The 14,107-nt window shown below is 72.0% G+C and carries 13 protein-coding genes; 3 read left to right on the top strand and 10 right to left on the bottom strand.

Annotated elements, in window-relative coordinates:
* The first annotated feature begins 35 nt into the window (after positions 1-35).
* On the top strand, positions 36-782 hold the full coding sequence (locus tag AB0L45_RS11760; protein ID WP_365838623.1) for an alpha/beta fold hydrolase: 747 nt from the start codon (positions 36-38) through the stop codon (positions 780-782).
* A gap of 11 nt (positions 783-793) precedes the next feature.
* Here AB0L45_RS11760 and AB0L45_RS11755 read toward each other — a convergent pair whose 3' ends face one another.
* From AB0L45_RS11755 to AB0L45_RS11710, 10 genes are all read right to left on the bottom strand, one after another.
* Positions 794-1,996: a cytochrome P450 gene (locus AB0L45_RS11755; protein WP_365838621.1), complete on the bottom strand. Its 1,203-nt coding sequence runs from the start codon at positions 1,994-1,996 to the stop codon at positions 794-796.
* Between the two features lie 8 nt (positions 1,997-2,004).
* Positions 2,005-3,249 (bottom strand): MAB_1171c family putative transporter, encoded by a 1,245-nt coding sequence (locus AB0L45_RS11750; RefSeq protein ID WP_365838619.1) that lies wholly within the window; start codon positions 3,247-3,249, stop codon positions 2,005-2,007.
* A gap of 9 nt (positions 3,250-3,258) precedes the next feature.
* Positions 3,259-3,783, bottom strand: coding sequence for a hypothetical protein (locus AB0L45_RS11745; protein WP_365838617.1), 525 nt, complete (start codon positions 3,781-3,783; stop codon positions 3,259-3,261).
* A gap of 121 nt (positions 3,784-3,904) precedes the next feature.
* The gene (locus AB0L45_RS11740; protein ID WP_365838615.1) at positions 3,905-4,411 is read right to left on the bottom strand and encodes an XRE family transcriptional regulator; all 507 of its coding nucleotides are present in this window, start codon (positions 4,409-4,411) and stop codon (positions 3,905-3,907) included.
* 287 nt (positions 4,412-4,698) lie between these two features.
* A complete protein-coding gene (locus AB0L45_RS11735) occupies positions 4,699-5,874 on the bottom strand; it encodes an Ig-like domain-containing protein (protein WP_365838613.1) in 1,176 nt (391 codons plus the stop codon).
* Between the two features lie 319 nt (positions 5,875-6,193).
* Complete coding sequence (locus AB0L45_RS11730) at positions 6,194-7,759, bottom strand: amino acid permease (protein WP_365838611.1); 1,566 nt, start codon at positions 7,757-7,759, stop codon at positions 6,194-6,196.
* A complete protein-coding gene (locus AB0L45_RS11725) occupies positions 7,747-9,216 on the bottom strand; it encodes an aldehyde dehydrogenase family protein (RefSeq protein WP_365838609.1) in 1,470 nt (489 codons plus the stop codon). The genes AB0L45_RS11730 and AB0L45_RS11725 overlap by 13 nt, the downstream gene beginning before the upstream one ends.
* 243 nt (positions 9,217-9,459) lie before the next feature.
* Positions 9,460-11,034 (bottom strand): AMP-binding protein, encoded by a 1,575-nt coding sequence (locus tag AB0L45_RS11720; protein WP_365838607.1) that lies wholly within the window; start codon positions 11,032-11,034, stop codon positions 9,460-9,462.
* Between the two features lie 438 nt (positions 11,035-11,472).
* Positions 11,473-11,778, bottom strand: coding sequence for a putative quinol monooxygenase (locus AB0L45_RS11715; RefSeq protein ID WP_365838605.1), 306 nt, complete (start codon positions 11,776-11,778; stop codon positions 11,473-11,475).
* A 103-nt stretch (positions 11,779-11,881) separates the two neighbouring features.
* A complete protein-coding gene (locus tag AB0L45_RS11710) occupies positions 11,882-12,385 on the bottom strand; it encodes a hypothetical protein (RefSeq protein WP_365838603.1) in 504 nt (167 codons plus the stop codon).
* Between the two features lie 328 nt (positions 12,386-12,713).
* Between AB0L45_RS11710 and AB0L45_RS11705 the strand changes: the two genes are divergently transcribed.
* Together AB0L45_RS11705 and AB0L45_RS11700 are read left to right on the top strand one after the other, a co-directional pair.
* Complete coding sequence (locus AB0L45_RS11705) at positions 12,714-13,175, top strand: SCP2 sterol-binding domain-containing protein (protein ID WP_365838601.1); 462 nt, start codon at positions 12,714-12,716, stop codon at positions 13,173-13,175.
* Positions 13,176-13,464: 289 nt separating this feature from the next.
* On the top strand, positions 13,465-13,980 hold the full coding sequence (locus AB0L45_RS11700; protein ID WP_365838599.1) for a lytic polysaccharide monooxygenase auxiliary activity family 9 protein: 516 nt from the start codon (positions 13,465-13,467) through the stop codon (positions 13,978-13,980).
* Positions 13,981-14,107 lie beyond the last annotated feature (127 nt).

Here is a 14,107-nt window from a genome sequence, read left to right as displayed (position 1 = left end):
CGACCATCGGCCCACCAGCACAGGAGCACGCGCACATGACGGGGAAGAACACCTGGATACGGGACGTACGCCGGGGGCCGCGACCCGCCGCCCACCTCATCTTCTTCCCGCACGCCGGGGGATCCGCCTCGTACTACCGGCCGTTCGCCGCGCATCTCGGCGAACACTTCGACGTCTCGGCGATCCAGTACCCGGGCCGCCAGGACCGGTGGAACGACCCGTTCGTCACCTCGGTGGAAGGGCTCGCCGATGAGATCGTCGGCTGTCTGAACCCCCACGACACCACTCCGCTGGTGCTGTTCGGGCACAGCATGGGCGCGTCCGTCGCCTTCGAGACCGCCCGGCGGCTCGCGGACCTCGGCCGGCCGGCGCCCCGCCGGCTCGTCGTCTCCGGCCGGCGCGCGCCCTCGATGTTCCGCCCCGAGCGGCACCTCCACCTGGCCACCGACGAGGAACTCCTCGCCGAGGTCGGCAGGCTGGACGGCACCCACAGCCAGCTCCTCGACGACCCGGACATCGTCGGGCTGATCCTGCCGGCGATCCGCAACGACTACCGCGCGATCGAGCTGTACCGGCCCGCCGCCGACGCCGTGCTCGACATCCCGCTCCTGTGCCTCACCGGCGACGCGGACCCCCGCGTGACCCGCGAGGAAGCGGCTGCCTGGAAGGCCCACACCCTCGGCGAGTACCGCGAGGAGACCTTCGCCGGCGGCCACTTCTACCTCGCCGACCACACGGCCGCGGTCTGCCGCGCGGTGGAACGGTTCGTCGCGGGGGAGTGAGGCCCCAGGCGTCAGGGCGTGCAGACCACCGGCAGGTGGGCCAGACCGCGCATCAGACGGGTGTGGCGCCACTGGAGCTCGGCGGGCGGCACGGCCAGGCGCAGGTCAGGGAAGCGGGTGAGCAGCGCCTGGAAGGCGATCCGGCCTTCCAGGCGGGCCAGCGGGGCGCCGAGGCAGTGGTGCGGGCCGTGGCCGAAGGAGAGGTGCCCGGCGGAGCGGCCGAGCGCGAGGGTGTCGGGGTCGGCGAAGCGGGCGGGGTCGCGGTTGGCGGCGCCCGGTGAGACCAGGACCACGTCGCCCGCGGCGATCTCGGCGCCGCCGAGGGTGAGCGGTTCGGCCGCGTACCGGAAGGTGGCCGTGGTGATGGGGGAGTCGTGGCGCAGCAGCTCCTCCACGGCGTCCGGGACGAGCGCGGGGTCCTGCCGCAGCCGCGTACGGAGCGCGTCGTCCCGCAGGAGCGCGAGCGCGCCGTTGCCGATCAGGCTGGTCGTGGTCTCATGACCGGCGACGACCAGGAGGACGGCCAGCGAGACCAGCTCGAACTCGCTGAGCTGGTCGCCTTCGTCGCGCGCGGCGATCAGGCCGGACAGCAGGTCAGGGTCCGGGCCGCCGCTGCCACCGGCCGCGGCGGCCCGCTTCCCGGCGATCAGCTCCGTCATGTAGTCGCTGATCGCGTGCGAGGCGGCGTCGATGGTGTCCGGGGCACCGGCCGCGAACAGGTCGTTGGACCAGCGGCGCAGCGCGGCCCGGTCCGCGCGCGGGACGCCGAGCAGATCGCTGATCACCTCGATGGGCAGCGGTACGGCGAAGTCCTCCACGAGGTCGGCGGTGCCGCCGCGCGCGGCCATCCGCTCCAGCAGGGCGTCCGCGGTCTCCGCGATGCGCGGCTCCAGGCGGGCCACCGCGGCCGGGGTGAACGCCTTGACGGCCAGCCTGCGCAGCCGGGTGTGGTCCGGCGGGTCGGTGGCGAGCATGGTGGCGCTGACGGCGGGGGCCAGGTCGCGCGTGGACGGCTTGTCCGCGAAGTAGCGGGTGGTGTCCTTGGAGAGCCGGGGCTCCGCCATCGCGGTACGGGCCTCGGCCCACCCGGTGACCAGCCAGGTCGCGCCGTGCGGCCCGGACCGTACCCGCTGGACGGGGCCGCGCTCGCGCAGTGCGGCGAGCAGCGGGTACGGGTCGCGGAAGAACTCCGGTGACTCCAGGGGGTGGCTCACGTGAGACCTCAGATTCCTGCGGCGGGCCGGGACGGTTCGGCCGGCGCGGGACCGGCGCCGGCCGCCACGAAGGCGTGCGAGACCCGGCGCAGCCAGCGGGCCTCGTCGATCAGGTTGGTCAGTTCGGGACGGGTCAGGGTGGCGTCCTCGGCGCTGACCGGGTGGGCCGGGGCGCCACCGCCGCGCCGCGACTCCAGCGCCGCGATCAGCACCGCCGCCTCGACACCGGCGTCCAGCTCCCGGGCGTCGGCCCCGTCGGCGCGCAGCCGTTCCTCGGCGGCGCGGCGTACGCCGTCGCTGCGGTGCGGGCGCAGCGCCAGCATGCCGTCGCGTATCTCGATCACGCGGCGGTAGAGCCGGAACTCGGGGTCGGGCGCCGCGTACCGGTTCTCGGTGGCGGTCAGCTGGATCTCCGGCACCGCCGCGGACAGCGCGGCCCACAGCGGGTGCAGGCCGCGGTGCAGCCGCCACAGCCGCAGCCGCCGCCAGGGCCGGGCCAGCGCCGGACCGACGGCGGGCAGCAGGACGCCGATGACGAGCAGCAGGCTGCAGACGGCGGGCAGCCCGACGCTGAACGTGCAGGTCGCGGGCGTCACCAGGGAGCTGCACAGCTGCTCGGGCGGCAGCCAGGCGGCGTCGGTCCACAGCCCGACGACATGGACGATCTTGTACGCGATGTAGACCATGCCGAGCGCGCAGCCGGCGGCGATGACGCGCAGCCCGTAGCGCAGGCTGGTGCGCGGCGCGTGCCGGGAGTAGCGCAGGGCCTGGCGCAGCAGGTCGACGACGGCCGCGCCGAGGTGCGCGGTGAACACCAGGACGTAGATGTTGAGCAGCGGCTCGGTGCGCGGCAGCTCGCCGAAGGTGGGGGCGCCGGGGGCGTCGTCCACCGGTGAGGCGAAGAAGAGGACGGCCATCGCGGCCAGGACGACGCCCAGCGAGACGAGCCGGTGGCGCGCCTTGCGGTCCGCGTCCGCCGGTTCCTCGTTGAAGCGCAGCAGCAGGATCGAGATGCAGGTGGCGGCGGCGAGCGTGCTGCAGTTGCCCAGCAGCCGGCCCAGCTTGGGCGTGACCACGCTCAGCGCGTCGCCGACGGCCGGTGTCAGGAACACCAGGGAGGCGCCCAGCCCGGTCAGGAACCCGCACAGGGCACCCAGGCCCCGCGGCCGCGGCCGGCGCAGCAGCGGCCGTGCCTTGTACGCGGCGGCCAGCAGCAGGACGGCGGCTATGGAGAGGAAGAGAACGTTGACCATCGGGGGTGTCTACCGTCGCTTGGGAGAGCCGAAGACGTCGTCCATGCGGCTGAGGACCTCGGCCTGCTGGGACGTCGCCGGGCGGCGGGCGGGGGTGCGGTCGGCGCGCCGCAGGATCAGGGAGGCGAGCATCTCGGCCTCCTGCTCGTCCTGGTCGCTGTAGTGGCTGCGCCCGAGGACGGATTCGACCGAGCCGGGGTCGAGGTCCGGTACCAGGGCCTGGGCGACCTCCCCGGAGAGCAGGTTGGAGTGGCCGCTGAGCATGTGGCCGACCTCGTGCAGCACGATGTGGTCGCGGTGCAGCGCGGTGGTGGCCGCGTCGTAGAAGACGTAATCGGCCCGTTTCGTGGCGATCCACAGGCCGCACGGTCCGGCGGGCGGGGTGACCTGCGGTTCCAGGTGGATCGGGCGGCCGCGCTGTTCGGCGAGCCGGTCCAGGAAGGCACCCAGCTCGAAGGGGCGCGGGATGTGCAGGCCCCGCAGCCGGTCCGAACAGTCGGCCAGCACACGGTCCGGTCGCCGTGTGAACTTCATGGCGTGCTCTCCTTCGGCCTCAGCCATGAAAGGTACACGTGCCAGTCTCATGCAGCGCCGGATGGCCCCTCCCGGACGGGGTCGTGCGCGGGCCCGCCGGCGGCCGCGGTCCCGGTGCGCGTCACGCCAGGTTTCTCCCGTTGTTGCCCACCGGATTTCCCGCCCCGTTGCCCGTGGCGCTGCCGACGTCCGGCAGTCCTTCCAGCTTCCGCACCCGGTCGATCATCTCCAGTACGGCCGTACGGGACTCGGCGGACATGTCCATGAAGCGCGCGGCCATCGCGATGACCCCCGCGTCCTGCATGGCCTCCAGCAGCTCCGGGGCCTGGCCTGGCCGGTCGGCGGAGGTGCCGTTGGCGCCCGTGTCCTGCTGGTCGTGGAAGTGCGCCGCGGGCACGCCGAAGTACTCCGCCAGCGCTTCGATGTGGCGCTTGGTCGGATTGTCCTTCCTGCCCTTGCGCAGCTGCCAGATGTAGTTGCCGGAGATCACCTGCTCGCCGGCCCTGATGTTTATCTCGGTGGCGACGTCGTTGGCGGACAGCGATTTGCCCCGCTCACGACTTCGTTCCTGGAACAGCCGGTCCAGCTTTTCGGCCAGGCTGACCGGCCCGCGGTCCTCGTCCCCCATCGCGCCGCGCTCCCTTCAAGGCCAAACGTGAGACTTCCACTGTAGTGGTCCGGTGGTCGGGGCGGACGGGCGCTCCCGCCCCGGTGGGCTGGCACGCTCCGCCCGGACCCTCTATTCTTCACACCTGAGTCAAAGACTCTGGTGTGACGCGGGGCGGACAGTTCGGACCGGCACGGGGGTGTGGTCCGAACCCGTCCGCAACCGCAGGCGGGGCCCGCCCCGCCGCCGGGGGAGCCCCACCTCACGCTCGCACACTCAAGCGCCGGAGCGCCCCTGCCGTGCGGCGGTCACTTCACCGCGCTGCGCTGCTGCCACTGCTCCCAGGTCTCCTGCCAGACCTCCAGGCCGTTGCCGACGTCGGTCTTCTTGGTGCTGGAGGTGTTCTTCACCTCGACCGTGGAGCCGATCGTCAGGAAGTCGTACGCCCGCTTGGCGTCCGAGGTGGTCATGCCGAAGCAGCCGTGGCTGTTGTTGACCACGCCGATCGACTTGTTCCAGGGCGCGGAGTGCAGGAAGGTGCCCGACGCGGTGAGGTGGGTCACCCACTTCGAGTCCAGCATCCACTCGCTGCCGTGGCCGATGGTGGAGGAGTCCATCGTCTCGGCCGCGTTCTTGCTGCGTACGGTGTGCACGCCGCCGCGGGTCGGGTCCTGCGGCGAGCCCGCGGAGCCCCGGATGGTGTCGACGGGCTTGCCGTTCTCGTACAGGGTCATGCTGTGCGACGGGACGTCGATGACGGCCTTGTGGTCCGCGCCGATGGTGAACCCGAAGTCGTAGTCACGCGCGAACCAGCCGCCGCTCTTGCCGGAGTTGATGCCGCCCAGGCTGCCCTTGACGGACACCTTGGTGCCGGACGGCCAGTAGGTCTTGGGCCGCCAGTCGACGCGGTCCTTGCCCGACCAGTCCTTGACCCAGCCCCAGGCGCCCTCCACCTGCGGCTGCGTGGTGACCTTGAGGGCCTTCTGGATCTCGGCGCGCTGGTCCTTGGCGACCGGGTGGTCGAAGAGGATGGATATCGGCATGCCGGTGCCGACGGTCATGCCGTTCGACGGGGTGTTGGTGAGCTTGTTGACCTTGTCGGCCTGCTCGGTGGTGAAGGACGAGTCGGCGGACGACTCCTTGCCGTCACCCGACTTGGTCTTCGTCCGCACGGTGTAGGTGGTGCCGGGCTTGACCTTGCCCTCAGAGGTCCACGACGAGCCGTCGCCGGACAGCTTGCCCTCGACCTTGCCACCCTTGTCGTCCTTGGCCTCGACGGAGGTCAGGCTGCCGCCGTCGACCTTCACCGATATCGGAGAACCCAGCTTGGCGGACTTGCTGCCCGCCGCCGGGGTCACGGTCACCTTCGCCGCCGGCTTGTCGGACGTCTGCGAGCCGCCGTCCGCACCGCACGCGGTCAGCAGCGCGGCTCCCACCAGGGTGGCGGACAGCAGGACGGTGCGACGGGCTGATCTGACGTGCACGAGCGGTTCCCTCCAAAGCAACACAACAGGCTGTGGCGGGCAGCGCCCGGCCTCCGGCGCGGTCACGCCGCCCCCCGGAACCGGTCGCAGGCAACCGCCGTAGATGCAGACGGGTGACACCGCATGATCGGTTGCCTGGAGAAACGGATATGTGTGTCACAGATCGGTACAGGTGTACGCCGAGCTGGCGGAACATGGCATTCCGCTTCTCGGCAGGGGGGAGGGAGAGGGGTGGGGCCGTCCGCGGACCCGCACGACGAAGGCGCCCGCGGTACGCGGACGCCTTACGTCTCGAAGGGGACGGCCCCGGGCCGGGAGATCAGGAGGACGCGGCGTCCTCCGGGGTCTCCGCCGCGTGCCCGGCCAGCACGCAGGTGCGTTTGCGCTGGACGAACCAGTAGTACGTGAACCCGCCGACGGCGACGATCCCGACGAACAGGAACGCGCCCCAGCGCAGGTACCAGTGCTGCGGACCGGTCGCGTTGTAGACCTCGGGGCGCGGCCAGGCGAGGTTGGTGGCCATCGCGGTGCCCCACAGCACGGCGAGGATGTTGACCGGCAGCCCGAACCTGCCCAGCGAGAACTTCCCCTCGGCCGGTTCCCACTGGCCGCGCAGCCGCCGTACCAGCAGCGGCACCGTCACCATCAGGTACGCGACGTAGATCATGATGATCGCGATGCTGGTGATCACCGAGAAGATCTGCGGCTGGTTGACGTTGATCAGCAGGATGCAGAGCGCGATGCACCCGATGATCACCGCGGGCGCCACCGGCGTCTGGAAGCGCGGACTGACCCGGGCGAGCAGCGAGGCGGCCGGCAGGTTGGTGTCCCGGGCCATGGCGAACGCCAGCCGGATGCCGGCGGTGTGCACGGCCAGCGCGCACACCGTGATCGCGATGACCACGCACCACAGCATGATCTGGCCCATGGTCGGGCCGAGGGTGCTGAGCACGACGTACTGGAGGCCGTCCACGGACAGCTCCTCGGCGTGCAGGTCGGGCGTGGCCAGCAGCGCGAACAGCAGGATCAGCCCGCCGATGAGGAACGAGGCGAACAGCGCCCGCAGGATCGCACGCGGCGCGTTGCGGCCGGGGTCCTTGGACTCCTCACCGAGCGACGACGCCGTGTCGAAGCCGTACATGACGTACGCGGAGGCGAGCGACGCGGTCAGGAACGCGCCGAGGTAGCCCAGCGACTGCCCCTGCGCCAGCCCGTAGGTCTCGGTCACCGCGCTCGGCGGGCGGGTGATGTGCGCGGCCAGCAGCACGATCAGAGCCAGCGCGGCGATCAGCTCGATGGCCACGCCGGCGGAGTTGATCTGGGCCATCAGCTTGACGCCGAAGGCGTTGATGAGCGTCGTGAAGATGATGAGGACGGCGCCGAGGAGCACCGCGTTGGCGGCGTGGTCGGTCTGTCCGCTGCCGTCGCCGATGAACTGGAAGAACGAGGAGATCTGCGGCAGCGTGACCTGGTAGGCGAGCGCCACGGCGGCCAGCGACACCATGGTCGCCGTCATCATCATCCAGCCGCCGAGCCAGCCCACGTGCGGTCCGCCGAGCTGCTTGGACCAGTTGTAGACCGAACCGGCCACCGGGTAGCGGGCGGCCAGCTCGCAGAAGCACAGGGCCACCATCAGCTGCCCGCAGAAGACCATCGGCCAGGACCACCAGTAGGCGGGCCCGCCGTGGTTGACGCCGAAGTAGAAGAGCTGGAAGGTGCCGGTGAGGATGGAGATGTAGCTGATGCCGGCGGCGAAGGTGTGGAAGTTGCCGAGGGTGCGTTTCAGTTCGGGCTTGTAGCCGAGTTCCGCGAGCGACTCGTCGTCGGAGCTGTCGGTGGCGGCGTCGGTGCCGTCGGCCGGCCCGGTGCCGGTCACTCGAACCACCGCTGCGGCCGGGGCGCGGTGTTGCGCCAGATGTGCTTGGCCTCCTGGTACTCCCCGAGCCCGGCCGGGCCCAGCTCCCGCCCGATGCCGGACTGCTTCATGCCGCCCCACTCCGCCTGCGGGACGTACGGATGGAAGTCGTTGATCCACACGGTGCCGGCGCGCAGCCGGGCCGCCACCCGGTGCGCACGCTCCGCGCTCTGCGTCCACACGCCCGCGGCCAGCCCGTAGACGGTGTCGTTGGCCAGCGCGACGGCCTCCTCCTCGTTGCGGAACCGCTCCACGGTCAGCACCGGACCGAACGATTCGTCGCGGATCACCGACATGCCGGGGGAGCACTCGTCCAGCACGGTCGGCAGGTAGTAGAAGCCGTCCCGCAGCGCCGCGTCGTCGGGACGCGCGCCGCCGCAGCGCAGTACGGCGCCCTCGGCCAGGCCCGCCGCCACGTACTTCTCCACCTTCTCGCGGTGCTGGGCGGAGATCAGCGGCCCGCTGCGGGCGTCCTCGTCGAACGGCCCGCCCAGCCGGATCGCCCGTGCCCGGCGCACCAGCTCGTCCACGAAGTCGTCGTGCAGCTCGTCGTCGACCAGCAGCCGCGCGCCCGCCGAGCAGACCTGCCCGGAGTGCAGGAACACCGCCATCAGCGCGTAGTCCACGGCGGTGTCGACGTCGGTGTCGGCGAAGACGATGTTGGGGTTCTTGCCGCCCAGCTCCAGCGCGATCTTCTTCACGGTGGGCGCGGCGGCGGCCATGATGCTCCGCCCGGTGACCAGCCCGCCGGTGAAGGACACCAGGTCCACCCGCTCGTCGGTGGTCAGCGGCGCGCCGACCGCGGCGCCCGCGCCCAGCACCAGGTTGGCCACCCCGTCCGGCAGCCCGGCCTCGGTCAGCGTCCGCATCAGCAGGATCGCGGTGTGCGGGGTCAGCTCGCTGGGCTTGAGGACGAAGGTGTCGCCCGCGCCGACGGCCGGGGCCACCTTCCAGGCGGTCTGCAGCAGCGGGTAGTTCCACGGCGTGATCAGGGAGCAGACGCCGACCGGCTCGTACACCACCCGGCTGTCGACCTCCGGCTGCCCGGTGTCCACCACCCGGCCGTCGTTGCCGGCCGCGACCAGGTTGCCGAAGTAGCGGAAGCAGTTCGCGATGTCGTCCATGTCGTACTGGCTCTCCACGAACCGCTTGCCGGTGTCCAGCGACTCGGCACGCGCGTACGTGTCCTTGTCCCGCTCCAGCAGCGCGGCGACCCGCAGCAGCAGCGCCCCGCGCTCCGCGGCCGGCGTGTGCGGCCACGGCCCGTCGTCGAACGCCGCGCGGGCCGCGGTGACGGCGGCGGCCGCGTCCGCGCCGCCCGCCTCGTCGACGGTGGCGACCAGCGTGCCGTCCGCCGGGCAGCGGATCTCGCGTACCTCCCCGTCGGCCGCGGCGGTCCACTGACCTCCGATGAACAGCTCCGGCATGGGTGAGCCTCCGTGCCTGTGCTCGCGGTCGGACGGCCCGGCCGGGCCACCCGTGGTGATGATCTGCGTACCGAGCGTAGGCGGCAGGTGGTGTGCACGCATGGCGCGCTGCTCCGGGTGGCTGCCTCCGGGGCCCCGCGGGCGTACGGAGAGCCGCGCGGGAAGGACCGGCCCCCGCCGTCACGCGGCGGGGGCCGGTCCGGAGGACGTACGCCCCGGAGACCGGAAGGCGTGCGCCGGAGGTCAGGCGGCCGTCTTCGTCGCGAGCTCGCGCAGCTTCTTCTTGTCCGGCTTGCCGGCGTCGGTCAGCGGCAGCGCGTCGACGAACTGGATACGGGCCGGCTCGTACATCGCGCCGCGCGCCTCGCGCACCATCGTGCGCAGGCTCTCCTCGTCCACGCTCTCGCCGGCGGCGGGCACCACGGCGGCGTACACCTGCTCCATCCGGTCCTCGTCGCGTACGCCGAAGACGGCGCTCTGCGCGACCTGCGGGTGGGTGTTGAGGAGGTCCTCCAGCTCGGTGGTGTACACATGGCCGCCCACCACGACGATCATGTCCTTGATCCGGTCGACGATGGTCAGGTAGTTCTCGTCGTCCAGGAAGCCGATGTCGCCGGTGTGCAGCCAGCCGTCGCGCAGCACCTCGGCGGTCAGCTCCGGCTGCTTCCAGTAGCCCTGCATGATGCTCGCGGAGCGGATGCAGATCTCGCCGTGCGCACCGCGCGGCAGGTCGCGGCCGTTCTCGTCGCGGACCGCCACCTCCACGTTGGGCAGGACACGGCCGGCGGAGCGCAGCCGCTCCAGGTTGTCCGGGTCGTGCTCCTCGGCGGGCAGCACGCTGATCCCGCCGGCCTCGTTCTGCCCGTAGAACTGGACCAGCACCGGGCCGAAGCGCCGGATCGCGTCGGCGATGCGGGCGGGCGAGGACTGGCAGCCGCCGTAGGTCAGGCAGCGCAGGCTGGAGGTGTCGGTGGTGGCCGCGGCCGGGTGGTCGGTGAGCTGGTAGAGCAGCGGCGGCAGCAGGAACAGGTGGGTGATGCGCTCGCGCTCGACGGTGGCCAGCACCTCGCCCGGCTCGAAGTCCTCGTGGAGCACCACGAGGCCGCCCTCGCGCAGGGTCACGTCGGCCATCATGCCGCCCGCGTGCGCCAGCGTGGTGCACACCAGCAGGCGGGCGGCCTCCTCCTCCGAGGGGCGCTGCCAGATGACCTTGGCGTCGCCGGCGTCCTCGTCGTTGTCGGCGACGAAGGAGCGGACCTGCCCGTAGGTGGTGCAGATGCCCTTGGGGTGGCCGGTGGTGCCGCCGGTGTGGCGGATGGTGCAGATGTCGTCGGGCTGCGCGAGGCTCGGGAACGGCTCGTCGCTCTCGGCGGAGGCCAGTTCCAGCAGGTCGGCGCCGGCCTTCGCGGGGCCGAGGGTCAGTACGGTCGGCACCGGCGCCAGCGCGGTCAGCTCGGCGGCGCGGTCGTCGAAGCGGGGGTCGACGATCAGGGCGCTGGTCTCCACGTCCTGGACGATGGTGGCCTGCACCTCGGCCGAGAGCTTGTTGTAGAGGTGGTTGACCCGGCAGCCGATGAGGTTGGCGGCGTAGCGGGCGGCGATCGTCTCGGGCAGGTTGCCGCTGAGCAGTGTGACGGTCTGGCCGCGGTCTATGCCCTGACCCCGCATGGCGCGGGCCGTGCGGTGCACGAGGGCGCGGAACTCACCCGCGGTGACGCGTCGCCCTTGGTGCACCAGCGCCACGCGCCCGGGGTCGGTCCCCAGGGCGTCGAGGTTCTCCTCCACGTAGGTGCGGAAGCCGTGCGCGGTGTCGGGCATAGGTGATTCCTCCTTGATTCCGGGGCACGACGGATAGTTAGTTGCCCCGGACAACCATTTCCATGCTAACGGTCGTCGATCAAGGGTTCCAAGTTGACGCGAACACGCGTTGGCGGGCCTTTTACCGAGGCGCGGACATTCGGCCAACCAGCGGGGCCGGACGGCGGTGCACGCGCGGGCGCCGCCCCCTCCCCGGGGAATTCCGGCTCACGAAGCGGCAGGTCACGCTCGCGGCAAGGGGGATCGGAAGGATCGCGAAAATGGCCGGTTAACGGGGTGCCGGGCCGCTCGGGCGGTATACGGACGCGAGCGGCCACGCGGAGGGAGGCGGTGGCCGCTGACGGGAAATGCAGAACGTCCGAAATGACGGGCTTTCGCTGACGGCGAATTGACGGAGTATTTGCCTGCCTTTTGCGCAGGACGCTCCGTGGGGTGTGCCTAAAGCGTGGATTTGCCCGGGTCGCCCATCGGGACGGCGTCCAGGACGGCGACGTCCATCGGCGCGGCGAGCAGGCCGCCCACCCCCTCGGCGATCCCGGCCAGCGCGGCACCCCGGGAGTGGGCGTCCAGCGCGGCGCCGTCCGCCCAGTTCTCCACGACGACCACCCGGTCCTCTCCCGCGTGGACCGCGTACAGGAGGCAGCCGTCCTCCTCGTGGACGGCGGGCGCGTACGAACGGAAGACGTCGAGCGCCGTCTCCAGCTCGCCGGGCTTCGTCCTGACCGTGGCGACAACGACGGGCATACCTGTGACCTCCAAGGTGAACGGAATGTCCGACGAACCTATCCCACCGCAGGCCAGGGGCCCTGCCGCTCCGTCGCCGCGCCCGCCGGCCGCGCACCGGCGGTTACGGCCCGGTGTCCGGCTGGATGTCGGAGATGCGCAGGGTGTTCAGGTCGGAGGTGACGAGCAGGTGGGTGTAGCGCGGCTGTTCGGGGCTGCCCCAGGTGAGGCGGACCCGCGTCCAGGTGCGGCCCATGGCGCTGTCGTTGTACGCGACGCGCCAGGCCGTGGGGGTGTCCTGGGCGCGTAACACGCCGTCCGCGTGCTCCCGCTGCTCCCAGTTGGCCAGGCGGGCCCGCAGCTCGGGGGTGAGGTAGTGGGCGCGCAGCGCCTGGGCCAGCGCGCCGCGCCCGTCGTCGGTGACGGCGTCGAGGTAGCTGCCGTAGAAGTCGGCGACCCGGTCGACGGCCGAGTCCGTACGGCCGGCACGGGTGGGCACCTCGGCCCGGTCGCCGGCCGGTGCGGGGGCGGGTGCCGCGACGGCGCTCGATCCGGCGGGCGCGGTGACGGCGAAGGCCGACAGGGCGGCGGCCAGGGCGGCGCGGCGGACGGTCCGGTGTCCGGACATGGTGACGCTCCTCCTTGCACGTGTCTCCCCTCCCGCCGGTGTGCCGTGCGGACGGCGGCGGCCGCTGGCCGGGTGCGCTGTGCGGGAGGAGAGGCGGGTACGTCGGAACGGCCGCCTCCGCGCGGTGTACCGCCGACGGGTATCCGCCTGACGGCCCGCCAACCGCCGTGGCGGCCGTCCGGACCGGGGAACGGCGCGATCCGCGGCCCCGGCGGCCGGATGTGGCCGGTGGGGGAGCCGGGACGCGCCGGGTACCGGACCCGGTGGGCGCCGCGTGGTGCCGCGGGGGCACCATGCAGGGAGACCACCATGCGACGAGGAGAGTGCCGTGGCCCGAGACGTCAGGGCGTTGCTGGCCGAGCTCGACTTCGCGAGCGTCACGCCCGAGGAGTTCGCGCGGATCGTGAAGGGGCTGTCGGCCAGGGAGATCACCGCGCTGGCGCGGGGCGAGCTGCGGGACCGGGTGCTCGGCGAGGTCTTCGGCAGGATGGGGCGGCAGTTCCGTCCCGACGCCGCGGCCGGGGTGCACGCGGTGATCCGCTGGCGGATCACCGGCGAGCGGGAGGCCGTGTGGGAGACCGTCCTCGCGGACGGGGTGTGCTCGGTCCGTGAGGGCGCCGGTACGGCCGAGCCGCGGCTGACGCTGACCCTGGGCGACGCGGAGTTCCTGCGGCTGGTGTCGGGCAACGGCAATCCGGTGACGATGGTCCTCACCCGCAGGATCAAGGTCTCCGGTGATCTGGGGCTGGCCGCCCACATGAACCGGTACTTCGACATCCCCAAGGTCTGAGTGCACGCCTGCGCGTGGGGCGCGGGTGGCGCCTGGGGCAGGGCGAGTTGATGTCCACCCTCTTGACCAGAGCCTGCCCATCAGTAAAGTCTAGACCAATTGGCGAGCGGGAATCCGGCCTTCCCCAGGCAGTCGGCACTGCGCCCCGGGACGGCCGCGGTCCTCGCACGTCGGCACCACACCTTCGCGTCACCCCACCCCCCTAGCGGGGCCCACCGGACCGGACGGACCGCACGGCAGCGCCGGGACGCGTCCGCGCCGCCCCGGGCCCCACCGTGAAGGAGTCGACATGCACAGCAAGAGGAAGATCGCCACGGCCGTCGGCGCCGCGCTGGCTCCGCTTCTCGTCGTGACCCTGCCCGCGAGTTCGGCGAGCGCCCACGGCTATGTCAACGCCCCGGCCAGCCGTCAGGCGCAGTGTGCGGCGGGCACCGTCTCCTGTGGCGAGATCAAGTGGGAGCCGCAGAGCGTCGAGGGGCCCAAGGGCCTCAAGAGCTGCAGCGGCGGCAACGCCCGGTTCCGGGAGCTGGACGACGACAGCAAGGGCTGGAAGGCCACCTCGGTCGGCAGCTCCCAGAACTTCACCTGGCGGCTGACGGCCCAGCACCGCACCAGCACCTGGCAGTACTTCATCGGCGGCCGCAAGATCGCCGAGATCGACGACCACGGGGCCAAGCCGCCCGCCACCGTCACCCACAACGTCAACTTCCAGGGCATCAAGGGCAAGCAGAAGGTGCTCGCCGTCTGGAACGTCGCGGACACCTCCAACGCGTTCTACGCCTGCATCGACGTCAACATACGCTGACGCCAGGGCGGGGCGGCGGGCGCGCGCCCGCCGCCCCGCCCCGCGGCCGTCGAGGGCCGTCCCCGTAGCCCGACAGTTGCTTGATACGGACGTCGCGGTACGAGATGACGTCGGCCGTCCCAGAGCG

The organism is Streptomyces sp. NPDC052496 (assembly GCF_040679095.1).
GTDB lineage: Bacteria > Actinomycetota > Actinomycetes > Streptomycetales > Streptomycetaceae > Streptomyces.
This window is presented reverse-complemented; position numbering and strand designations above follow the sequence as displayed.

Bases quoted from the DNA above. Each gene is read 5' to 3' on its own strand.
- AB0L45_RS11745 (WP_365838617.1), bottom strand. From the start codon at position 3,783: ATGAAGTTCACACGGCGACCGGACCGTGTGCTGGCCGACTGTTCGGAC.
- AB0L45_RS11700 (WP_365838599.1), top strand. From the start codon at position 13,465: ATGCACAGCAAGAGGAAGATCGCCACGGCCGTCGGCGCCGCGCTGGCT.
- AB0L45_RS11725 (WP_365838609.1), bottom strand. From the start codon at position 9,216: ATGCCGGAGCTGTTCATCGGAGGTCAGTGGACCGCCGCGGCCGACGGG.
- AB0L45_RS11715 (WP_365838605.1), bottom strand. From the start codon at position 11,778: ATGCCCGTCGTTGTCGCCACGGTCAGGACGAAGCCCGGCGAGCTGGAG.
- AB0L45_RS11710 (WP_365838603.1), bottom strand. From the start codon at position 12,385: ATGTCCGGACACCGGACCGTCCGCCGCGCCGCCCTGGCCGCCGCCCTG.
- AB0L45_RS11720 (WP_365838607.1), bottom strand. From the start codon at position 11,034: ATGCCCGACACCGCGCACGGCTTCCGCACCTACGTGGAGGAGAACCTC.
- AB0L45_RS11760 (WP_365838623.1), top strand. From the start codon at position 36: ATGACGGGGAAGAACACCTGGATACGGGACGTACGCCGGGGGCCGCGA.
- AB0L45_RS11750 (WP_365838619.1), bottom strand. From the start codon at position 3,249: ATGGTCAACGTTCTCTTCCTCTCCATAGCCGCCGTCCTGCTGCTGGCC.
- AB0L45_RS11740 (WP_365838615.1), bottom strand. From the start codon at position 4,411: ATGGGGGACGAGGACCGCGGGCCGGTCAGCCTGGCCGAAAAGCTGGAC.